Consider the following 21,031-nt stretch of genomic DNA (forward strand, 5'->3'; position numbering starts at 1 on the left):
GAATAATCTTGTAATTCCAACAACAAAACGACGGCGGCGCTGTTCAATGACTCTTCGAATCGCAATCAATGGTTTTGGCCGCATCGGCCGTAATGTCCTGCGCGCACTGTATACCCAAGGCTATCGACAGGATTTGCAGATCGTCGCCATCAACGATCTGGGCGACAGCGCCATCAACGCCCATCTGCTCAAATACGACACCGTTCACGGCACATTCGACGCCGAAGTGGCCCATGACAATGAGAGCCTGACGGTCAACGGCGACCGTATTGCGGTCAGCGCCATTCGCAACCCGGCCGACCTGCCATGGGCCGCGGAAAAGATCGACGTGGTGTTCGAGTGCACCGGTCTGTTCACCGACCGCGCCAAAGCGGCCGCGCATCTTACTGCCGGCGCGCGCAAAGTCATCATCTCGGCCCCAGCCAAAGGCGCCGACGCTACCGTGGTTTATGGTGTGAACCACGACATTCTGCGCCAGTCGCACCAGATCATCTCCAACGCGTCGTGCACCACCAACTGCCTGGCGCCCGTGGCGCAGGTGCTGCACCGCGAGCTGGGCATTGAAAGCGGCCTGATGACCACCATTCATGCCTACACCAACGACCAGAACCTCACCGACGTCTACCACACCGACCCGTACCGCGCGCGCTCGGCCACGCAGAACATGATCCCGAGCAAGACCGGCGCCGCCGAAGCGGTGGGCCTGGTGCTGCCGGAACTGGCGGGCAAACTGACCGGCATGGCCGTGCGGGTGCCGGTGATCAATGTGTCGCTGGTGGACCTGACTGTGCAGTTGAAAAAGGAAGCCACGGCCGACGAGGTCAACGCGCTGATGAAAGCCGCCAGCCAGCATTCGAAAATTTTGGGTTACAACACGTTGCCGCTGGTTTCCAGCGACTTCAACCACAACCCGCTGTCGTCGATCTTCGACGCCAACCACACCAAAGCCAGCGGCAAACTGCTGAAGGTGCTGGCGTGGTACGACAACGAATGGGGTTTCTCCAACCGCATGCTGGATAACTGCCTGGCGCTGTGCAACGCCGAATAAAGCTACGCCGCCCCTGTAGGAGCTGCCGAAGGCTCGGGCCGCGTTCGGACGATCTTTTGATCTTGATTTTGATTTTTTACAAACAAGATCAAAAGATCGCAGCCTTCGGCAGCTCCTACATTTGCCTGCTTCGTTGAAAAACAACACTTGACCAGCCGAATAGATGATAAGCATTATCATTCGCTCGAAATGGATCAGGTTCCCCCGTGAGTCAATCGCGCTTCAATCACGTCTTCCTCTCTCAGCGCACGTCCCTGCTGCGCACGATCGAGCGGATGGTCAACAACCACAGCACCGCCGAAGACCTGCTGCAGGAAACCTACCTGCGCGTCACACGGGCGCTGAGCGAGCGTGCCATCGATCACCTTGAACCCTTTGTGTTCCAGACTGCGCGCAACCTGGCGCTGGATCATTTGCGCGCGCGCAAGATTCATTCGCGGACCATGGTCGACGACGTGCCGCAGGACGTGGTGCACAGCGTCGCCGCCCCCGCCAGCAGCGCCGAAGACGCCGCCCATGCCGAACAGATGCTGGAGCGCCTGAATGTGAGCCTCAGTCAACTCAGCCCCCGCCAGCAGCAGATTTTCATTCTCAGCCGCCTGCACGGGCACAGTTATCAGGAAATCGCCGACGAGTTGAACGTCTCGTTGAGCACCGTGCAGAAGGAACTCAAGCTGATCATGTCGATCTGCATCGGTGTCGCCGAGCGTCTGAATGGCGACTGAGGCCACAGGCGTTTGCTGTCATCCACAGGATCGCCTGCACTGATCATCGGGCTTTGCTACCCTTGCCCGACTTTTACGCTTCACTAAAAAAACAGCCGTGCACAGACACTGCCGAGGACACACCGTGACGGACACCCACCGCTCGCCTTCGCCCGCAACGGCGCAGGACGCTGCAAGCGCAATGGACCAGGCTCTGGACTGGCTCATCGTGCTCGGCAGTGCGGACGACGAGCAGACCCGGCAGTTTCACGCCTGGCTGGCGGCCGATCCGTTGAATGCGGAGGCGTTCGCCAGGGCCCAGGCGATCTGGGACGGGCCGCAAGTGGTGCAATGTGCGCAGAGCCTCGCGGCGAAGCCTGCGAAGGTGACCTGGCTCAAACGTCTGCGTCCGCACTGGAAACCCCTGGCGACCGCCGCCGTATTGATCCTCGGCCTGTTCAGTTTCAGCAACCTGCCGATGCGCCTTCAGGCCGATCACCTGACCGTGGTCGGCGAGCGCCAGCGTCTGCAACTGGAGGACGGCTCCAGGGTGCTGCTCAACACCAATTCGGCATTGTCCAGCACCATCAACGAGCGCCAGCGCGTGGCGCGGCTGTATCAGGGCGAAGCGTTTTTCGAGGTGGCCAGCAACCGTGGTCAACCGCTGGAAATCGATGCCGGCCCGGTACAGGCCAGCGTGCGCGACACCGCGTTCGCCGTGCGTTATCTGGACGGCGTCGCGCAGGTCAATGTGCAGCGCGGCGATGTCGATCTGCGCGCCACGCACAACGACGCGCGGGTGCGCTTGTCCGCCGGAGAAAGCATTCGCATCGGTCCCAATGGTTTCGATCATCCGGCCAAACTGGATACCGCCACCGATCTTGCCTGGGTCCAGGGCCGGTTGATTTTCGAGAACTGTCCGCTCGACAAGGTGCTGGCCGAACTGCGCCGCTACTACCCGGGCTGGATCATCAACACCAACGAGCAGTTGGCCGACGTCAACGTCACCGGCAATTACCGTCTCGACCAGCCGCTGGACGTCGTGCGCTCCCTCGCTCATATCACCTCGGCGCGCCTGCAGGAATTCCCTGCGCTGGTGATTTTGAACTAAATGAGAATTATTTTTACTCGATAGCCGAATCCCGTTCGTCTCGTTATAGCCAATGCAATTGATTCGCATCTTCTGACGCGAATCAGCACCTATAAAGATTCGTGCGACACGGAGCGCTATCGATGTCCTCTCGCCTTACCCGCCAGACTGCTACCCCTTCCCGCGTATTGTCGTTGCTGACGGCCGCCATCCTCATGGCCGGCACCGCACCGCTGATGGCTGCCACCGAGCAACCGGCACGCAACATGGGTGATTATTCGTTCTCGATCGGCCAGCAACCGCTGGTGTCGGCGCTCAATGCCTTCACCAGCGTGACCAGTTGGCAGGTCGGCTTGCCGGCAGAACTGGGTCAGGGTGTTTCGTCGCCGGGCGTGCGCGGTTCGCTGCCGCCGGAGAAAGCCCTGGAGCGCCTGTTGGTGGGGACCAACCTGAGCTTCCGCAAGCTGAGCAACAACAATGTGGTGCTGGAGAAGCGCAGTACCAGCGGCGCGCTCAACCTGGATCAGGTGACCATCAGCGCCACCCGCCAGGAGCAGTCGGTCAACAGCGTGCCGGCCACCGTCACCGTGCAGACCCGTCAGGATCTGGACCGCAACAACGTCAACACCATCAAGGATCTGGTGCGCTACGAGCCGGGCGTGTCCGTTGGCGGTGCCGGCCAGCGTGGCGGTATCAGCGGCTACAACATTCGCGGCATCGACGGCGACCGCATCCTGACGCAGGTTGACGGCGTCGAAGTGCCGGACGGTTTCTTCAACGGCCCGTACGCCAAGACCCAGCGCAATTACGTCGACCCGGAAATCGTCAAACGCGTGGAAATCCTCCGTGGCCCGGCCTCGGTGCTGTACGGCAGCAACGCCATCGGCGGCGCCGTCAGCTACTACACCCTCGACCCGGACGACATCATCAAGCCCGGCAAAGATGTCGGCGCGCGCCTGAAAACCGGTTACAGCTCCGCCGATGAGAGCTGGCTGAAATCCGCCACCGTCGCCGGCCGTGCCGAGCAGTTCGATGGCTTGCTGCACTTCAGCCAACGCGACGGTCACGAAACCGACTCCTACGGCAGCAACAACGGCACCGGCCTGGCGCGCACCGCCGCTAACCCGGAAGACGTCAAAGCCACCAACGTATTGGCGAAAATTGGCTGGAACTACAACGAAGATTCGCGTCTCGGCCTGACCTACGAAAAGTATAAGGACGATCGCGACACCGATCAGAAAAGCGCCTACGGCGGCCCGTACTTCAATGGCGCCCCGACCATCCCCAACAGCGTACTGCCCGGCGGCATGTACCAGTGGCGCACCGGCAACGACACCATCACCCGTGAACGTTTCGGCCTCGAACACAGCTTTGCCCTCGACAGCCTGCTGGCGGATAACGTGAAGTGGAGCCTCAACCATCAGGTCGCCAAGACTGACCAGAGCACCGAGGAGTTCTACTACCCGATGACCCGTAAAGTGCTGCGCACTCGCGACACAATCTACGAGGAAAAACAGTGGGTATTCGATGCGCAACTGGACAAGGCCTTCGCCATCGGTGACACCGATCACGTGCTGACCTACGGCACCACGATCAAGCAGCAGAAGGTCACCGGCTCGCGCAGCGGCGACGGCAAGTGCCTGGCGGTCGGTCGTGGCTGCACCGCCATCGGCGCCACCAGTGCGGCAGACGTGCTGAAGAAATCCAGCGATTTCCCGGACCCGACCATCAACACCTACAGCCTGTTCGCCCAGGATCAGATCAGCTGGAACAAGTGGACCTTCCTGCCGGGCCTGCGCTACGACTACACCCAGCTCAAGCCGCACATCACCCAGGAATTCCTCAACACCGTGGCTGCTGACGGCAACGGCACGGTCAGCGACGAGAACAAGACCTGGCACAAAGTCTCGCCCAAATTCGGCCTGACCTACGCCCTGACCGACAACTACACCTGGTACGGCCAGTACGCCGAAGGCTTCCGCACGCCGACCGCCAAAGCGCTGTACGGCCGCTTCGAAAACAGCACCACCGGCTACAACGTGGCGCCGAACCCGGATCTGGAACCGGAAAAAAGCAAAAGCTATGAAACCGGTCTGCGCGGCAACTTCGAGCAAGGCTCGTTCGATGTGGCGGTGTTCTATAACAAGTACCGCGATTTCATCAACGAAGACGCGGTCACTCCTGGTTACGATGAACTGACCTTCCAGTCGAGCAACATCAAGCACGCGACCATCAAGGGTGCCGAAGTCAAAGGTCGCCTGAACCTCGATGCGTTCGGCGCACCGCAAGGCCTGTACACCCAAGGCTCGATCGCCTACGCCTACGGGCGCAACAACGACACCGGCGAGCCGCTCAACAGCGTCAACCCGCTGACCGGCGTGTTCGGCCTGGGTTACGACCAGGACAACTACGGTGGCCTGCTGAGCTGGACAGTGGTGAAGAAGAAGGATCGCGTCGACGACACGCAATTCAAGTCGCCGGACGGCGTCAGCAGCCAGTTCAAATCGCCAGGCTTCGGCATTCTCGACCTGGCCGGTTATTACAAGGTTACCGATGACGTCACCGTCAGCGGCGGCATTTATAACCTGACCGACAAGAAATACTGGCTGTGGGATGACGTACGCGGTTACGACGGTGTGGGCGAGGCTTCGGTCATCAGCCCGGCCAACCTCGACCGCCTGACCCAACCGGGCCGCAACTTCGCGATCAACCTGATCTGGGACATCTGACCCGGGCCGACCTCACTGCGCATGCATGCGCATTGCGCAGTGAGGTTTTTTTACGCTCGCACGTCTTCTTGTTCGTCTCGTTAGCAAGCGCCTCTTTTATCAAGGACCTCCCATGACCACTTCGGAAAAAGCCCTGCGTTCACAACGTCTGAACCAGATCACCCACGAGCCGCACAGCAAACTCGATGCGCTGGTCAAGGCTCACGCGCCGTTCGAGACCCGCGCCAACTTCGCCCGTTTCGTGGTCGCGCAGTACCTGTTCCAGTCGGAGCTGGTTGACCTCTACAACAACGCCGAACTGACTGCCATCGTCCCGAATCTGCCGGCCCGATGCCGCGCGGATGCGGCCAAGGCTGACCTCGCAGATCTCGACACCGACATCCCGGCACCCGTGGCCGGCGCGCTGAAAAACCCGAGCAAGGCCCGTGCCCTCGGCTGGATCTTCGTTTCCGAAGGTTCGAAGCTGGGCGCGGCATTCCTGATCAAACGCGCGGTGGCGCTGGAGCTGAGCGAAACCTTCGGCGCGCGCCACCTGGGTGAGCCTGAAGGCGGCCGTGCTGAAGGCTGGAAAAGCTTCGTGCGCACCCTTGATTCGCTGCAGTTCACTGCCGAAGAGGAAGCTGAAGTCGAGCAAGGCGCGATCGACGCGTTCAACCGCTTCACCGTGCTCCTGGAACAGGCTTACGCCACCGAAGCCGAACCGGCCTGACACCACACAAATCCCCCTGTAGGAGCTGCCGCAGGCTGCGATCTTTTGATGTTGTTTTCAAGATCAAAAGATCGCAGCCTGCGGCAGCTCCTACAGGGGAACTGTGTAAGCCTGTAAGATTCCCGTCCCGCTTCAGAAGCAACCGCCGAGCCCATGCCGCAACCCGCCTCCTCCAAACTCGCCCGCCTGCTGTACGGCCTGCTGGCCTACGTCAGCCTCGGCATTGGCCTGATCGCCATCGTCGTACCCGGTCTGCCGACCACCGAGTTCATCCTGCTCGCCGCCTGGGCCGCGACCCGCAGCTCGCCGCGCCTGAGTGCCTGGCTGGAAAATCATCGACTGTTCGGGCCGATCCTGAGCAACTGGCGCAACGGCAAGATCATCGCGCGCAAGGCCAAGGTCAGCGCCACCGTCAGCATGCTGCTGTGCGCGACGCTGATGCTGGTGATGCTCGATCACGGCTGGCCGGTGTATCTGGCGATTGCCGGGATGAGTCTGGGCAATCTGTGGATCTGGTCACGTCCGGAAACCATCGCCTCTTCCTGACTCACAGATCCCCCTGTGGCGAGGGAGCTTACTCCCGCTCGGCGGCGAAGCCGTCGCAAAATTACCGCATACGTTGAGTCGGCAAGAATGCAGGGGAGCGCTGCGCACTCCAGCGGGAGCAAGCTCCCTCGCCACAACAGCCTCATAACCTCTCCGTCGTTCATCAGGCTGAAACTTCCCTGTAATTAATCGCCTTTTCAGCACATTCCCCTGCGCAAACGTTTAGCGCTGACCGTTCGTCGGCAAGCGCCTCATGCGCTGTCGCTGCGCGCCGATGAGCAATGCATGGCGCTGAATGGATTTGGCGAACCGGGTAGTTCATCCCGTGGCCACCTGCTCATTCATTCACGAGATCGCCCCATGTTCGACTCTCTCTCCATTCGCCTGAAAATCGTCCTGCTCTCCGGCCTGTGCCTGCTCGGTGTGGTCGCGCTGATCGTCGGCATGAACATTTACCAGACCAACCAGAACGACGAACTGGTCAGCAACTCCAGCAACCAACTGCTCACTGCCAGTGTGCAGAATCTGTTGCAGGCCAAGGCGGCCGAGCAGGCGGTGCGGGTGCAGAAAACCTTTGGCGAAAGCCTGACGGTGATCACCGCGCTAGCCGATCAGATCAAGGACATGCGCGTGCTGGCCGCCAAGCGTTCGCTGGACGCCGGCGCCCTGCGTGAAGAGTTGAACCAGAGCCTGAAAACCGCGTTCGAGCGCAACGACAAGGTGCTCGGCATCTGGCTCGCCTTCGAACCCAACGGCCTTGACGGCAAGGACAGCGAGTTCGTCAACGATGCCGCGCGTCAATCCAACGAAGCCGGGCGCTTTGCGACCTACTGGAGCCGTGCCGCCGGTTCGGCGCTGAACACGATCATGGTCGAAGAAGATATGACCAAGACCACCCTCAGCGTCAGCGGCACGCCGTACAACAGCTGGTACACCTGCCCTCGCGACAACAAGCGCACCTGCCTGCTCGACCCGTATGCCGACACCGTGGGTAACAAGGAAATGTTGATGACCACCATTTCCGTGCCGCTGATCGTCGATGGCAAGGCCATCGGTGTGGTCGGGGTCGACATCGCCCTCGATGCCCTGCAAGCGGCGGCCGTGGAGTCGCAGCGCAATTTGTTCAACAACGCCGGGCACATGCTGATCGTCTCCGGCAGCGGCGTGCTCGGTGCCGACAGTTCCGATGCGACCAAGGTCGGTAAAAAGATCGGCGACACCCTCGGCGCCGATGGCAAGGACGTGCTGCAACTGGTCAGCAGCGGCACGCCGAAGATTCTCGAACAGGGCGACCTGATTCGCGCGGTGTATCCGGTCGATCCGATTGGCAATTCGCGGGCCTGGGGCGTGGTCATCGACCTGCCGAAACAGGTGCTGCTGGCCGACTCGGTCAAGCTGCAAGCGGTGCTCGACGATGCGCAGGAAACCGGTGTGCTCACCGCCTTGGCGGTGGCTGCAGTTGCCGGTTTGATTGGCTTGCTGCTGATCTGGCTGACCGCCTCCGGTGTCACCCGCCCGATCAACAATGTCGCCGAGATGCTGAAGAACATCGCCAGCGGTGAAGGCGATCTGACCCAGCGCTTGAACTACAGCAAGAAAGATGAACTGGGCGAACTGGTGAACTGGTTCAACCGCTTCCTCGACAAGCTGCAACCGACCATCGCCCAGATCAAGCAGAGCATCACCGAAGCGCGCGGCACCGCCGATCAGTCTTCGGAAATCGCCCGCCAGACCAGCGAAGGCATGCAGGTGCAGTTCCGCGAAATCGATCAGGTCGCCACCGCGTCCAACGAAATGAGCGCCACCGCCCACGACGTCGCCAACAGCGCGTCGAACGCGGCCAACGCCGCCAAGGGTGCCGACCAGTCGGCCAAGGACGGCATGTCGATCATCGAGCGCAGCACCCGCGACATCAATCAACTGGCCGATGAAGTCAGCAAAGCGGTGACCGAAGTCGAAGCCCTGGCGGTCAACAGCGAGCAGATCGGTTCGGTGCTGGAGGTGATCCGCAGCATCGCTGAACAGACCAACCTGCTGGCGCTCAACGCCGCCATCGAAGCGGCCCGCGCCGGGGAAAGCGGACGTGGTTTCGCGGTGGTGGCCGACGAGGTGCGCAACCTCGCCAAGCGCACTCAGGATTCGGTGGAAGAAATCCGCATCGTCATTGAGCGCATCCAGACCGGCACCCGTGGCGTGGTTGCCACCATGCATTCGAGCCAGACTCAGGCGCACAACAACGCCGGGCAGATCCGTCAGGCCGTGGACGCGCTGGGCAAGATCAGCGACGCGGTCACCGTGATCAGCGACATGAACCTGCAGATCGCCAGCGCCGCCGAACAGCAGAGCGCCGTGGCCGAAGAGGTCAACCGCAATGTCTCGGCGATTCGTACCGTGACTGAAACGCTGACCGAACAGGCCACTGAATCGGCGGCGATCAGCAGTCAGCTCAATGCTCTGGCCAGTCAGCAGATGAAGCTGATGGATCAGTTCCGCGTCTGAAAATCACCACAGTCCCCTTGTGGGAGCTGGCTTGCCAGCGATGACGGTGAATCAATCAGTACATGAGTGACTGACACACCGCCATCGCTGGCAAGCCAGCTCCCACAGGGGGCAGTGTTCGTTGTTCGGGGATTTCATCTGCCTCGAGATTCTTTTGCACTATCATCGCCCTCTCTCCCGGAGGGCCTTCGATGACTGATTTACTCACGTCCATTCAAGCCGCACTCGGCTTGCCCAACACGCCGATTCCGTTCACCGCCAGTGGCGCCCTGCCCTCGGCGTTCGCCGTCACCGATCTGGCCTGCGCCAGCATCGCCGCTGCCGGTCAGGCCGTCAGCGAACTGCTCCAGCAACAAACCGGGCGCCTGCCCGCCGTGGAAGTCGACCGAAGACTGGCGTCGTTCTGGTTTGCCACCTCGTTGCGCCCGATCGGCTGGGACATCCCGCCGCTGTGGGATCCGATTGCCGGCGACTACGCAACCGAAGACGGCTGGATCCGCCTGCACACCAACGCCCCGCATCATCGTGCCGCAGCCGAACGCGTGCTAGGTGCCTGCGCCGACCGTGCCGCGATGGCGAAGAAAGTCGCGCAGTGGCGCAGCGCCGATCTGGAACAGGCGGTGGTCGAGGCCAATGGCTGCGCTGCCGAAATGCGCAGCTGGGCGCAATGGCAGCAGCACCCGCAGGGGTTGGCGGTGAATGCCGAGCCGTTGGTGCATTTCAGCGCCGATCAGGACGAAACACTCAAACCATGGCAAGGCTCGGTGGAGCAACCGCTGGCCGGGCTCAAGGTGCTGGACCTGACCCGCGTACTCGCCGGTCCCACCGCCAGCCGTTTTCTCGCGGGTCTGGGCGCCAATGTGCTGCGCATTGATCCGCCGAGCTGGAACGAGCCGGGCGTCATCCCGGACATGACCCTGGGCAAACGCTGCGCGCGACTGGATCTGCAGCAGCCGGCCGATCGTGCAGTGTTCGAAAACCTGTTGAAGGACGCCGACATTCTCGTGCACGGCTACCGCGCCGATGCCCTGGAACATCTCGGTTTTGGCGCCGAACGCCGCCGACAACTGGCGCCGGGTTTGATCGACGTCTGCCTCAACGCCTACGGCTGGAGCGGCCCATGGCGCAACCGTCGTGGTTTCGACAGCTTGGTGCAGATGAGCAGCGGCATCGCCGAGGCCGGGCAGCGCTGGAAGCATGCCGATAAACCGAAGCCGTTGCCGGTGCAGGGGCTGGATCACGGCACCGGGTATTTGATGGCGGCCAGTGCGATACAGCTTCTGACGGAGCGATTGCAGACGGGCCGGGGTGGCTCGGCGCGCTTGTCACTGGCGCGTACCGCCAGGCTGTTGATCGAGCAGGGGCCGGGGTCGAACGAGGCGTTGCGGGCTGAAGATGCGCAGGATCAAAACCCACAGGTGGAGCAGACACCCTGGGGGCCGGCGCATCGATTGCTGGCACCGGTGACGATCAGCGGGACACCGCTACACTGGGCATTGCCGGCCAGCGAATTGGGTTCACATCGCCCGTTGTGGTGAACCATGCAGGCCTCTTCGCTGGCAAGCCAGCTCCCACAGGTTCAGAGGTGTTCACACACTCTGTGCTCGACACAGACACTGTGGGAGCTGGCTTGCCAGCGATGGGGCCTGTCCGACCAGCACACAATATTGATCAGTCAGCCCGGCTCAAAGACGTCCACAACACCTGCGCCGCATACCCGCGATAAGGCCGCCAGGCCTCAGCCCGATCCGCCAGTTCCCGCGCCGCAGGTCGCACACCTTCCAGCACCTCCAGCGCCCGCAGCAAGCCGACATCGCCATAGGGAAAGCCGTCTATATCGCGCAACTGCCGCAATGCGATGTACTGCGCCGTCCACTCGCCAATCCCGTGCAACGCCAGCAGCCGCGCCACGCCGCCCGCGCGCCCCGGCTCGAACAGCAGCGGATCATCCAGTAGTGCTTGCGCCAGACCCGATAACGTTCGCCCGCGACTTTTCGGCATGCCCAGCGCCGCCAGGTCCGCCGTCGCCAACACACCGGCCTCGGGAAACACATGCGTCAGGCCCGGCACCTTCGAGCGCAAGGGCGCGCCATACTGCGCAAGCAGTTTGCCCGCCAGGCGAATCGCTGCCACCACGGTAATCTGCTGCCCCAGCACCGCCCGAAACGCCAGCTCCAGACCGTCCCACGCCCCCGGCACCCGCAGCCCCGGGCGCTCGGCAAGCAAACGCGCGAGCAGCGGATCCTTCGCCAGATGCCGATGCATCAATGCCAGATCGGTATCCAGATCAAACATCCGGCGCAAACGCTGAATGATCTCCGGCACAACGGCCGGATCAGGACAATCCAGCTCGACTTCCAGCGCATCACCCACGCCCGCCCACACCGACACCGTACCCTGCACCCCGCGCAGGCCGATGCTGCGCGAGTAAATGCCATCCACCACGGTTTCCATTCCGACCACCGCCCGCGCCGCAAGAAACCCGAGCATCGCGTCCCAGTCATAGGGCGGCTGATAAGCCAGCGTCAGCCTCACAGCGACAGCACACCGCTGTACAAGCCATACGCCGCCAGCCCCGCGCCGATCAGCACGCAGGCAAAAATGCCCTTCTCCACCGTGGTGAACAGCGGCTCGCCCTGCTCATGCTTGGCCTTGGCGAACAGCACCACCCCCGGCGCATACAGCAGCGCCGACAGCAGCAGGTATTTCACCCCGCCGGCATACAACAACCACACCGCGTAGCACAGGGCGATGCCGCCAATCAGCAGATCCTTGGTACGTTCGGCCGAGGCATGTTCGTAGGTTTCGCCACGTCCGCTGAGCAACACCGCGTATGCCGCCGACCACAAATACGGCACCAGAATCATCGACGACGCCAGATAAATCAGACTGGTGTACGTGCCCGCCGAGAACAGCGTGATCAGCAGGAAAATCTGAATCATCACGTTGGTCAGCCACAGCGCATTGACCGGCACATGGTTGGCGTTTTCCTTTTTCAGGAACGCCGGCATGGTCTTGTCCCGGGCCGTGGCGAAGAGGATTTCCGCGCACAGCAGCGCCCATGACAGCAATGCGCCAAGCAGCGACACCGCCAGACCGAGGCTGATCAACAATGCGCCCCACGGCCCGACGATGTGCTCCAGCACCGCCGCCAGCGACGGGTTCTGCAAAGTCGCGAGTTCGGGCTGGCTCATGATCCCCAGCGACAGCACGTTGACCAGCACCAGCAGCGCCAGCACACCGAGGAAGCCGATCACCGTGGCGCGCCCGACGTCGCTGCGTTTCTCCGCCCGCGCCGAATAGACGCTGGCGCCCTCGATGCCGATGAACACGAACACCGTCACCAGCATCATGTTGCGCACCTGATCCATCACCCCGCCGAAGCTCGGGTTGCTGCGGCCCCAGATGTCGCGGGTGAAAATGTCGGCCTTGAACGCCACGGCGGCAATCACGATGAACATGATCAGCGGCACGATCTTGGCGACCGTGGTCACCTGATTGATAAATGCCGCTTCCTTGATCCCGCGCATCACCAGAAAATGCACCGCCCACAACAGCACCGAGGCGCAGCCGATGGCGATCGGCGTATTGCCCTGGCCGAACACCGGGAAGAAATACCCGAGGGTGCTGAACAGCAACACGAAATAACCGACGTTGCCCAGCCACGCGCTGATCCAGTAACCCCAGGCTGAGGAAAAGCCCATGTAGTCGCCGAATCCGGCCTTGGCATAGGCGTAGACCCCGGAGTCCAGCTCGGGCTTGCGGTTGGCCAGGGTCTGGAACACGAACGCCAGGGTCAACATGCCGATGGCGGTGATCCCCCAGCCGATCAGGATCGCCCCGGCATCGGCGCGGGCGGCCATGTTCTGTGGCAGGGAAAAAATCCCCCCGCCAATCATCGAACCCACCACCAGGGCGATCAACGCACCCAGTCGCAGCTTTTGCGTCGGTTGCGACATTCCAGTCTCCCTTAATTCATTTGTAACAACTATTAACTAAACGGCTAATGCCAGATGTCGTTTATCAGGTAATGCCGACTAACACCCGTTTATATATAGCGACTGACGCTAACGCCTAGCACGCTAAGACAGTTTTGTGCGCGAATCCTAATAAATCAATTCTGTACTGAAAACAGATACTGAAAATTTGCCAAAAGCTGAAAAACAACTAGCGTGATAATTCGAAAGTAATAAGACCAATTCCCAACCACAACAGGCAAAGGCCTCTAGGACGGGCATTCCAGACGATAGCGTTATGCCTTCAGTTGTTTCATAAGTCATTCATTAACAATGGAATGTGGCCATGAACTGATCCAAGTCAGCTGTTTGAACAGACAACAGCATTACGCTGTGAACTCTTCTCTCCTGCAATGGAGTCATGCAATGTCTGAAGCTCCCGGAAAACTACGACTAGGTGCACTGGTTGCCTTGGTAGTCGGCTCAATGATCGGTGGCGGGATATTCTCTTTGCCACAAAACATGGCCGCCAGCGCCGACGTCGGCGCGGTGCTGATCGGTTGGGCCATCACCGCTGTCGGCATGCTCACCCTCGCTTTTGTCTTTCAGACCCTCGCCAATCGCAAGCCTGACCTGGACGGCGGTGTCTACGCCTACGCCAAGGCCGGTTTTGGCGACTACATGGGTTTCTCGTCCGCCTGGGGCTACTGGATCAGTGCCTGGCTGGGCAACGTCGGCTACTTTGTTCTGTTGTTCAGCACCCTCGGGTATTTCTTTCCGGTTTTCGGCGAAGGCAACACGGTGGCCGCCGTCATCGGCGCCTCGGTGCTGCTGTGGGCCGTGCACTTTCTGGTGCTGCGCGGGATCAAGGAAGCGGCGTTCATCAACCTCGTGACCACCGTCGCCAAGGTCGTGCCGCTGCTGCTGTTCGTGCTGATCGCGATCTTCGCTTTCAAACTGGACATCTTCACCGCCGACATCTGGGGTGTGAAAAACCCGGATCTGGGCAGCGTGATGAACCAGGTGCGCAACATGATGCTGGTCACCGTGTGGGTGTTCATCGGCATCGAGGGCGCGAGCATCTTCTCGGCACGGGCGGAAAAACGCTCGGACGTGGGTAAAGCCACCGTCATCGGTTTCATCACCGTGCTGCTGTTCCTGGTGCTGGTCAACGTGCTGTCGCTGGGCATCATGACTCAGCCGGAACTGGCCAAACTGCAGAACCCGTCGATGGCCGCCGTGCTGGAACACGTGGTCGGTCACTGGGGCGCGGTGCTGATCAGCGTCGGGCTGATCATCTCGCTGCTGGGGGCGCTGCTGTCGTGGGTGCTGTTGTGCGCGGAGATCATGTTCGCCGCCGCCAAAGACCACACCATGCCGGAGTTCCTGCGCCGCGAGAACGCCAACCACGTACCGGTCAACGCCCTGTGGCTGACCAACGCGATGGTCCAGCTGTTCCTGATCATCACCCTGTTCTCGGCCAGCACTTACCTGTCGCTGATCTACCTCGCCACCTCGATGATTCTGGTGCCGTACCTGTGGTCGGCCGCCTATGCCCTGCTGCTGGCAGTGCGCGGTGAAACCTACGAGGGTTTTGCCGCCGAGCGTCGCAAGGACCTGATTATCGGCGGCATCGCGCTGATCTACGCGGTGTGGCTGCTGTATGCCGGCGGGGTCAAGTATCTGCTGCTCTCGGCCCTGCTCTACGCACCCGGCGCGATCCTGTTCGCCAAGGCCAAGCTGGAACTCAAACAACCGATTTTCACTAACGTCGAGAAGCTGATTTTCGCCGCAGTGATCGTGGGTGCCCTGGTGGCAGCCTACGGCCTCTACGACGGCTTCCTGACCTTGTAACCCTTGATTTGTAATCTGGAGGATCACTGCAATGACCACGGAAAAAGTTAAGTACGGCGTCCATTCCGAAGCCGGCAAACTGCGCAAAGTCATGGTTTGCTCCCCAGGTCTGGCCCATCAGCGCCTGACCCCCAACAACTGCGATGAACTGCTGTTCGACGACGTGCTCTGGGTGGCCCAGGCCAAGCGTGACCACTTCGACTTCGTGACCAAGATGCGTGAACGCGGGATTGAAGTGCTGGAAATGCACAACCTGCTGACCGACATCGTCGCCATCCCCGAAGCGCTGGACTGGATCCTCGAGCGCAAGGTCACCGCCGACTCGGTGGGCCTGGGCCTGATCAGCGAAGTGAAATCCTGGCTGAAGAGCCTGGAGCCGCGGCACATCGCCGAATACCTGATCGGCGGCGTGTCGGCCGATGATCTGCCGGACAGCTTCGGTGGCAAGACCATCCAGATGTTCCGCGACTTTCTCGGCCACTCCAGCTTCATCCTGCCGCCGCTGCCCAACACCCAGTTCACCCGCGACACCACGTGCTGGATCTACGGTGGCGTGACGCTGAACCCGATGTACTGGCCGGCGCGACGTCAGGAAACCCTGCTGACCACCGCCATCTACAAATTTCATCCACAGTTCACCAACGCCGATTTCGAGATCTGGTACGGCGACCCGGACAAGGATCACGGCAGCTCGACCCTCGAGGGCGGCGACGTGATGCCAATCGGCAACGGCGTGGTGTTGATCGGCATGGGCGAACGCTCGTCGCGGCAGGCCATCGGCCAACTGGCGCTGAACCTGTTCAAGAACAAGGCCGTGGAAAAAGTCATCGTCGCCGGCCTGCCGAAGTCTCGCGCCGCGATGCACCTGGACACCGTGTTCAGCTTCTGCGACCGCGATCTGGTGACGATTTTTCCGGAAGTGGTCAACCAGATCGTCGCCTTCACCCTGCGCCCTGACGAAAGCAAACAGGGCGGCATCGACATCCGCCGCGAAGAAGGCAGCTTCCTCGACACCGTGGCCAAAGCCCTCAACCTGCCGAAGCTGCGCGTGGTGGAAACCGGCGGCAACAGCTTCGCCGCCGAACGCGAGCAATGGGACGACGGCAACAACGTGGTGGCGGTGGAACCGGGCGTGGTCATCGGCTACGACCGCAACACCTACACCAACACCCTACTGCGCAAGGCGGGCGTGGAGGTCATCACCATCAGCGCTGGCGAACTCGGTCGTGGCCGTGGCGGCGGCCACTGCATGACCTGCCCGATCATCCGCGATCCAATCGATTACTAAACCTCTGAGCCTTGGCCGCGACTTACAAAGCGCGGCCAGGGGGATAACCGACACCGAAGGAGATCCATCATGGCTTTTAACATCCACAACCGTAACCTGCTTAGCCTGGAACACCACACCCCACGTGAGCTGCGTTACCTGCTCGACCTGTCCCGCGACCTGAAACGCGCCAAGTACACCGGCACCGAGCAGCAACACCTCAAGGGCAACAACATCGCCCTGATCTTCGAAAAAACCTCGACCCGCACCCGTTGCGCGTTCGAAGTGGCGGCCTACGACCAAGGCGCCAACGTCACCTACATCGACCCGAACTCGTCGCAGATCGGCCACAAGGAAAGCATGAAGGACACAGCTCGCGTGCTGGGTCGCATGTACGACGCCATCGAGTACCGTGGCTTCAAACAGGAAATCGTCGAAGAGCTGGCGAAGTTCGCCGGGGTCCCGGTGTTCAACGGCCTGACCGACGAATATCACCCAACACAAATGATCGCCGACGTGCTGACCATGCGTGAACACGCCGACAAACCGATCCACGAAATCAGCTACGCCTACCTCGGCGATGCGCGCAACAACATGGGCAACTCGCTGCTGCTGGTCGGCGCCAAGCTCGGCATGGACGTGCGCATCTGCGCGCCGAAAGCTCTTTGGCCGCACGACGATCTGGTCGATCGCTGCAAGAAATACGCGGAAGAATCCGGCGCACGCATCACTCTGACCGAAGATCCGAAAGCCGCGGTCAAAGGCGTCGACTTCATTCACACCGACGTCTGGGTATCGATGGGCGAACCGGTGGAAGCGTGGGCCGAGCGTATCCAGCAACTGCTGCCGTATCAGGTCAACAAAGAGCTGATGAAAGCCACCGGCAATCCGCGCACCAAGTTCATGCACTGCCTGCCGGCGTTCCACAACAGCGATACCAAGGTCGGCAAACAGATCGCCGAACAGTATCCGCACCTGGCCAACGGCATCGAAGTGACTGACGACGTGTTCGAGTCGCCCGCCTGCATCGCCTTCGAGCAAGCGGAAAACCGCATGCACACGATCAAGGCGATCCTGGTCTCGACCCTGGCTGATCTGTAAACCAATACAGCTCCCACTGACACGACACGGTCACTGTGGGAGCTGGCTTGCCAGCGATTGCGGTGTGTCAGACAGCGACAATGTTGCCTGATTCACCGCCATCGCGGGCAAGCCCGGCTCCCACAGGGACCGCATTCGTCCTGCGAGCTTTCACTGTTTTCCAGAAGGACATGCACCATGCGTATCGTCGTAGCTCTGGGCGGTAACGCCCTGCTCCGTCGTGGCGAGCCGATGACCGCTGACAACCAGCGCGCCAACATCCGCATCGCCACCGAGCAAATCGCCAAGATCCATCCCGGCAACCAACTGGTCATCGCCCACGGCAATGGCCCGCAAGTCGGTCTGCTGTCGCTGCAAGCGGCGGCCTACACCTCCGTCACCCCTTACCCGCTGGACGTGCTCGGTGCCGAAACCGAAGGCATGATCGGCTACATCATCGAACAGGAACTGGGCAACCTGCTGGACTTCGAAGTGCCGTTCGCCACCCTGCTGACCCAGGTTGAAGTCGACGCCAAGGACCCGGCCTTCCAGAACCCGACCAAACCGATCGGCCCGGTCTACGACAAGGCCGAAGCGGAAAAACTCGCTGCCGAAAAAGGCTGGGCGATTGCCGCCGACGGTGACAAATTCCGTCGCGTGGTCGCCAGTCCCCGGCCGAAACGCATCTTCGAAATCCGCCCGATCAAGTGGCTGTTGGACAAGGGCAGCATCGTCATTTGTGCCGGTGGCGGCGGCATTCCGACCATGTACGACGAAAACCGTAACCTCAAGGGCATCGAGGCGGTGATCGACAAGGATCTGTGCTCGTCGCTGCTCGCCGAGCAACTGGAAGCCGACTTGCTGGTAATCGCCACCGACGTCAACGCGGCGTTCATCGACTACGGCAAGCCGTCGCAGAAAGCCATCGCCGAGGCGCATCCGGATGAACTGGAACGCCTCGGTTTCGCCGCCGGTTCCATGGGGCCGAAGGTGCAGGCAGCCTGCGAATTTGCGCGCCATACTGGCAAGGTCGCGGTGATCGGTTCGCTCGCGGACATCGAAGCGATCGTCCAGGGCACTGCCGGTACTCGCGTCAGCACGGCGAAACCGGGCATCAGCTATCGATAATTAGAAACTCCGGGGGCAGGCCCAGGGTCTGCCCTTCTCCCATGCCTTGAGAAGGAGAAACCCATGGCCATATTCAACCCCGGTCATTTGCACATCGAGCGACATGCGTTGACGCCAGATGACGTCAGTTACGACCTGTGCCTCGATTATGAAGTGTTCACCGATCCGCAAAAAGGCAAAGGGATACAGTTCACCCTGCACGGCAACATGCAGGGCAAGGACATGAAGGAAGCGTTTTTCCTGCCCAAGGAAGAGGCTTACAACTTCGCCCGCGACGTGACACGGATTGCCGAAAAGTACGGGATTCCAAAGGCTCACAGCCAGATCGGCTCGGTGCACAAGCATTACGATCTGATGTTTGAGGACATTCGGCAGAAGTTGAATATGCAATCCGGAGATCCGGTTAATCCCGAGCATTTCGAGTAACCCCAAAAGCCCCCTCACCCTGACCCTCTCCCGGAGGGAGAGGGGACTGACCGAGTTGCTCGCTCAAGGTACACCGACCTGAAATAGCGAGCCGAACTCAAGTTTCGAAAAGCCCCCAATCTGCTCCCTTTCCCCCTCGCCCCTCTGGGGAGAGGGCTGGGGTGAGGGGTAGATCTCCAGCACGACAACAATCTCAAGATTTCACCCCAGTCCCCCATCAAGGCATACTTGCCCCCTCCGCATCGCAGAACACTGAACCGCCCCATGCGTATCCACGTCAGCTTCATCGACCGCGTCGGCATCACCCAGGAAGTCCTGGCGATCCTCGGTGGGCGCAATCTCAATCTGGATGCGGTGGAGATGATTCCGCCCAACGTCTACATCGATGCACCAACCTTGAGCCCGCAAGTGCTCGAAGAGCTGAAAGATGCGCTGTTCCGCGTGCGCGGCGTGGAGGCCGTGGTGGTGGTCGACATCCTCCCCGGCCAGCGTCGGCACCTGCAGCTCGACGCGTTGCTCGCGGCGATGACCGATCCAGTGCTGGCACTGGATAGCGCCGGCAAAGTCCTGCTGGCCAACCCGGCACTGATCGCCCTGTACGGACGTGAACCGGCAGGTGAAAGTGTCTCGGAGCTGTTCAACGATCCCGGCCTGCTGGAAACCCTGCTCGAACAAGGCTTCCGCCTGCCGCTGCGCGAGATCACCGTCAACGGCCAGACCCTGTTGCTCGACGCCACACCGATCACCGACGCTGGTGCGCTGCTGACCCTGTATCAGCCAAACCGCATCGGCGAACAGCTCTCGGCGCTGCACCACGACCACGCCGAGGGTTTCGATGCGCTGCTCGGCGAATCTCCGGCGATTCGCACCCTGAAGGCTCGCGCGCAACGGGTCGCAGCCCTCGATGCGCCGCTGCTGATTCAAGGCGAAACCGGCACCGGCAAAGAACTGGTGGCCCGCGCCTGTCACGCGATCAGTGCGCGACACAGTGCGCCGTTTCTCGCGCTGAACTGCGCGGCGCTGCCGGAAAACCTCGCCGAGAGCGAGCTGTTCGGTTACGCCCCCGGCGCCTTCACCGGCGCCGCTCGCGGGGGCAAACCGGGGCTGATGGAACTGGCGAACCAAGGCACGGTTTTTCTCGACGAGATTGGCGAGATGTCGCCGTACTTGCAGGCCAAACTGCTGCGCTTTCTGAATGACGGCAGCTTCCGCCGGGTGGGCGGTGATCGCGAGGTGAAGGTCAACGTGCGGATCCTCAGCGCGACCCACCGCGACCTGGAAAAAATGGTCAGCGAGGGACTGTTTCGCGAAGACCTGTTCTACCGCCTCAACGTGCTCAACGTCGAAGTGCCGCCGCTGCGTGAGCGAGGTCAGGACATTCTGTTGCTGGCGCGTTACTTCATGCAGCAGGCCTGCGCGCAGATCCAGCGCCCGGTCTGCCGCCTCGCCCCCGGCACCTATCCTGCGCTGCTCGGTAACCGCTGGCCGGGCAACGTGCGCCAGTTGCAGAACGTGATCTTCCGCGCGGCGGCGATTTGCGAAAGCAGCCTGGTCGACATTGGTGACCTCGACATCGCCGGCACCTCCGTGGCGCGTCAGGCCGATAGCGACGTCGACAGCCTCGAACAAGCCGTCGAGTCCTTCGAAAAATCGCTGCTGGAAAAACTCTACGTCAGCTACCCCTCGACCCGCCAACTGGCCAGCCGCCTGCAAACCTCGCACACGGCAATCGCCCATCGCCTGCGCAAATACGGCATCCCCAACAAACCCTGAACCACCACAAAATCCCTGTAGGAGCTACCGCAGGCTGCGATCTTTTGATCTTGATCTTGATGTTGATCTTGATCTTGAAAAACAGAATCAAGAGATCGCAGCCTTCGGCAGCTCCTACAGTGAGGGTTTCCAGTTCAGGATTTGTATTTTCTGCTTGAAAGCGACCTCCATCTGTACTGAAAGCGCTACAGCGGAACGATATCGCTACACTCTCCTCCAATC

The 21,031-nt window shown here is 61.1% G+C and carries 15 protein-coding genes and 2 pseudogenes; 15 read left to right on the top strand and 2 right to left on the bottom strand.

Annotation, left to right across the window (positions count from 1 at the left end; genetic code table 11):
- Positions 1-46 precede the first annotated feature (46 nt).
- From gap to ACIP8I_RS21785, 9 genes and pseudogenes are all read left to right on the top strand, one after another.
- Entirely contained in the window at positions 47-1,048 is a 1,002-nt protein-coding gene (gene gap, locus ACIP8I_RS21745) for a type I glyceraldehyde-3-phosphate dehydrogenase (RefSeq protein ID WP_166496471.1), read from the top strand.
- Positions 1,049-1,254: 206 nt separating this feature from the next.
- A complete protein-coding gene (locus tag ACIP8I_RS21750) occupies positions 1,255-1,773 on the top strand; it encodes an RNA polymerase sigma factor (protein ID WP_108592185.1) in 519 nt (172 codons plus the stop codon).
- Between the two features lie 124 nt (positions 1,774-1,897).
- Positions 1,898-2,863, top strand: coding sequence for a FecR family protein (locus tag ACIP8I_RS21755; RefSeq protein WP_400763838.1), 966 nt, complete (start codon positions 1,898-1,900; stop codon positions 2,861-2,863).
- A gap of 122 nt (positions 2,864-2,985) precedes the next feature.
- Complete coding sequence (locus ACIP8I_RS21760) at positions 2,986-5,571, top strand: TonB-dependent receptor (protein WP_400763840.1); 2,586 nt, start codon at positions 2,986-2,988, stop codon at positions 5,569-5,571.
- A 112-nt stretch (positions 5,572-5,683) separates the two neighbouring features.
- Positions 5,684-6,280, top strand: coding sequence for a biliverdin-producing heme oxygenase (locus ACIP8I_RS21765; protein WP_400763843.1), 597 nt, complete (start codon positions 5,684-5,686; stop codon positions 6,278-6,280).
- A gap of 153 nt (positions 6,281-6,433) precedes the next feature.
- Positions 6,434-6,826: a YbaN family protein gene (locus ACIP8I_RS21770; protein ID WP_400763845.1), complete on the top strand. Its 393-nt coding sequence runs from the start codon at positions 6,434-6,436 to the stop codon at positions 6,824-6,826.
- 624 nt (positions 6,827-7,450) lie between these two features.
- Positions 7,451-8,419 (top strand): annotated as a pseudogene (locus tag ACIP8I_RS21775) (cache domain-containing protein); the annotation flags it as partial.
- A 378-nt stretch (positions 8,420-8,797) separates the two neighbouring features.
- A pseudogene (locus ACIP8I_RS21780) lies at positions 8,798-9,325 on the top strand (methyl-accepting chemotaxis protein); the annotation flags it as partial.
- A gap of 191 nt (positions 9,326-9,516) precedes the next feature.
- Complete coding sequence (locus tag ACIP8I_RS21785) at positions 9,517-10,863, top strand: CoA transferase (RefSeq protein WP_400763847.1); 1,347 nt, start codon at positions 9,517-9,519, stop codon at positions 10,861-10,863.
- A gap of 133 nt (positions 10,864-10,996) precedes the next feature.
- Here the strand turns inward: ACIP8I_RS21785 and ACIP8I_RS21790 are convergent, their stop codons facing one another.
- Both ACIP8I_RS21790 and arcD (ACIP8I_RS21795) read right to left on the bottom strand, forming a co-directional pair.
- Positions 10,997-11,860 carry a DNA-3-methyladenine glycosylase family protein gene (locus ACIP8I_RS21790; protein WP_400763850.1) on the bottom strand — a complete coding sequence of 288 codons (864 nt, stop codon included), beginning with the start codon at positions 11,858-11,860 and terminating at the stop codon, positions 10,997-10,999.
- On the bottom strand, positions 11,857-13,284 hold the full coding sequence (gene arcD / locus ACIP8I_RS21795; RefSeq protein ID WP_400763852.1) for an arginine-ornithine antiporter: 1,428 nt from the start codon (positions 13,282-13,284) through the stop codon (positions 11,857-11,859). The genes ACIP8I_RS21790 and arcD (ACIP8I_RS21795) overlap by 4 nt, the downstream gene beginning before the upstream one ends.
- Positions 13,285-13,707: 423 nt before the next feature.
- Between arcD (ACIP8I_RS21795) and arcD (ACIP8I_RS21800) the strand changes: the two genes are divergently transcribed.
- The 6 genes from arcD (ACIP8I_RS21800) (at position 13,708) to ACIP8I_RS21825 (ending at position 20,809) form a co-directional block, all read left to right on the top strand.
- Complete coding sequence (arcD, locus tag ACIP8I_RS21800) at positions 13,708-15,135, top strand: arginine-ornithine antiporter (protein ID WP_400763855.1); 1,428 nt, start codon at positions 13,708-13,710, stop codon at positions 15,133-15,135.
- Positions 15,136-15,166: 31 nt separating this feature from the next.
- Complete coding sequence (gene arcA, locus ACIP8I_RS21805) at positions 15,167-16,423, top strand: arginine deiminase (protein ID WP_400763857.1); 1,257 nt, start codon at positions 15,167-15,169, stop codon at positions 16,421-16,423.
- A gap of 69 nt (positions 16,424-16,492) precedes the next feature.
- On the top strand, positions 16,493-17,503 hold the full coding sequence (locus ACIP8I_RS21810; protein WP_003227481.1) for an ornithine carbamoyltransferase: 1,011 nt from the start codon (positions 16,493-16,495) through the stop codon (positions 17,501-17,503).
- A gap of 177 nt (positions 17,504-17,680) precedes the next feature.
- Positions 17,681-18,610 carry a carbamate kinase gene (arcC, locus tag ACIP8I_RS21815; RefSeq protein ID WP_367085501.1) on the top strand — a complete coding sequence of 310 codons (930 nt, stop codon included), beginning with the start codon at positions 17,681-17,683 and terminating at the stop codon, positions 18,608-18,610.
- 63 nt (positions 18,611-18,673) lie between these two features.
- On the top strand, positions 18,674-19,036 hold the full coding sequence (locus tag ACIP8I_RS21820; RefSeq protein ID WP_041068604.1) for a DUF5064 family protein: 363 nt from the start codon (positions 18,674-18,676) through the stop codon (positions 19,034-19,036).
- 264 nt (positions 19,037-19,300) lie between these two features.
- The gene (locus tag ACIP8I_RS21825; RefSeq protein WP_400763859.1) at positions 19,301-20,809 is read left to right on the top strand and encodes a sigma-54-dependent transcriptional regulator; all 1,509 of its coding nucleotides are present in this window, start codon (positions 19,301-19,303) and stop codon (positions 20,807-20,809) included.
- Positions 20,810-21,031: the final 222 nt, after the last annotated feature.

The sequence above is a fragment of the Pseudomonas sp. NPDC088414 genome, assembly GCF_044753325.1.
In the GTDB taxonomy this organism is placed as follows: Bacteria; Pseudomonadota; Gammaproteobacteria; order Pseudomonadales; family Pseudomonadaceae; genus Aquipseudomonas.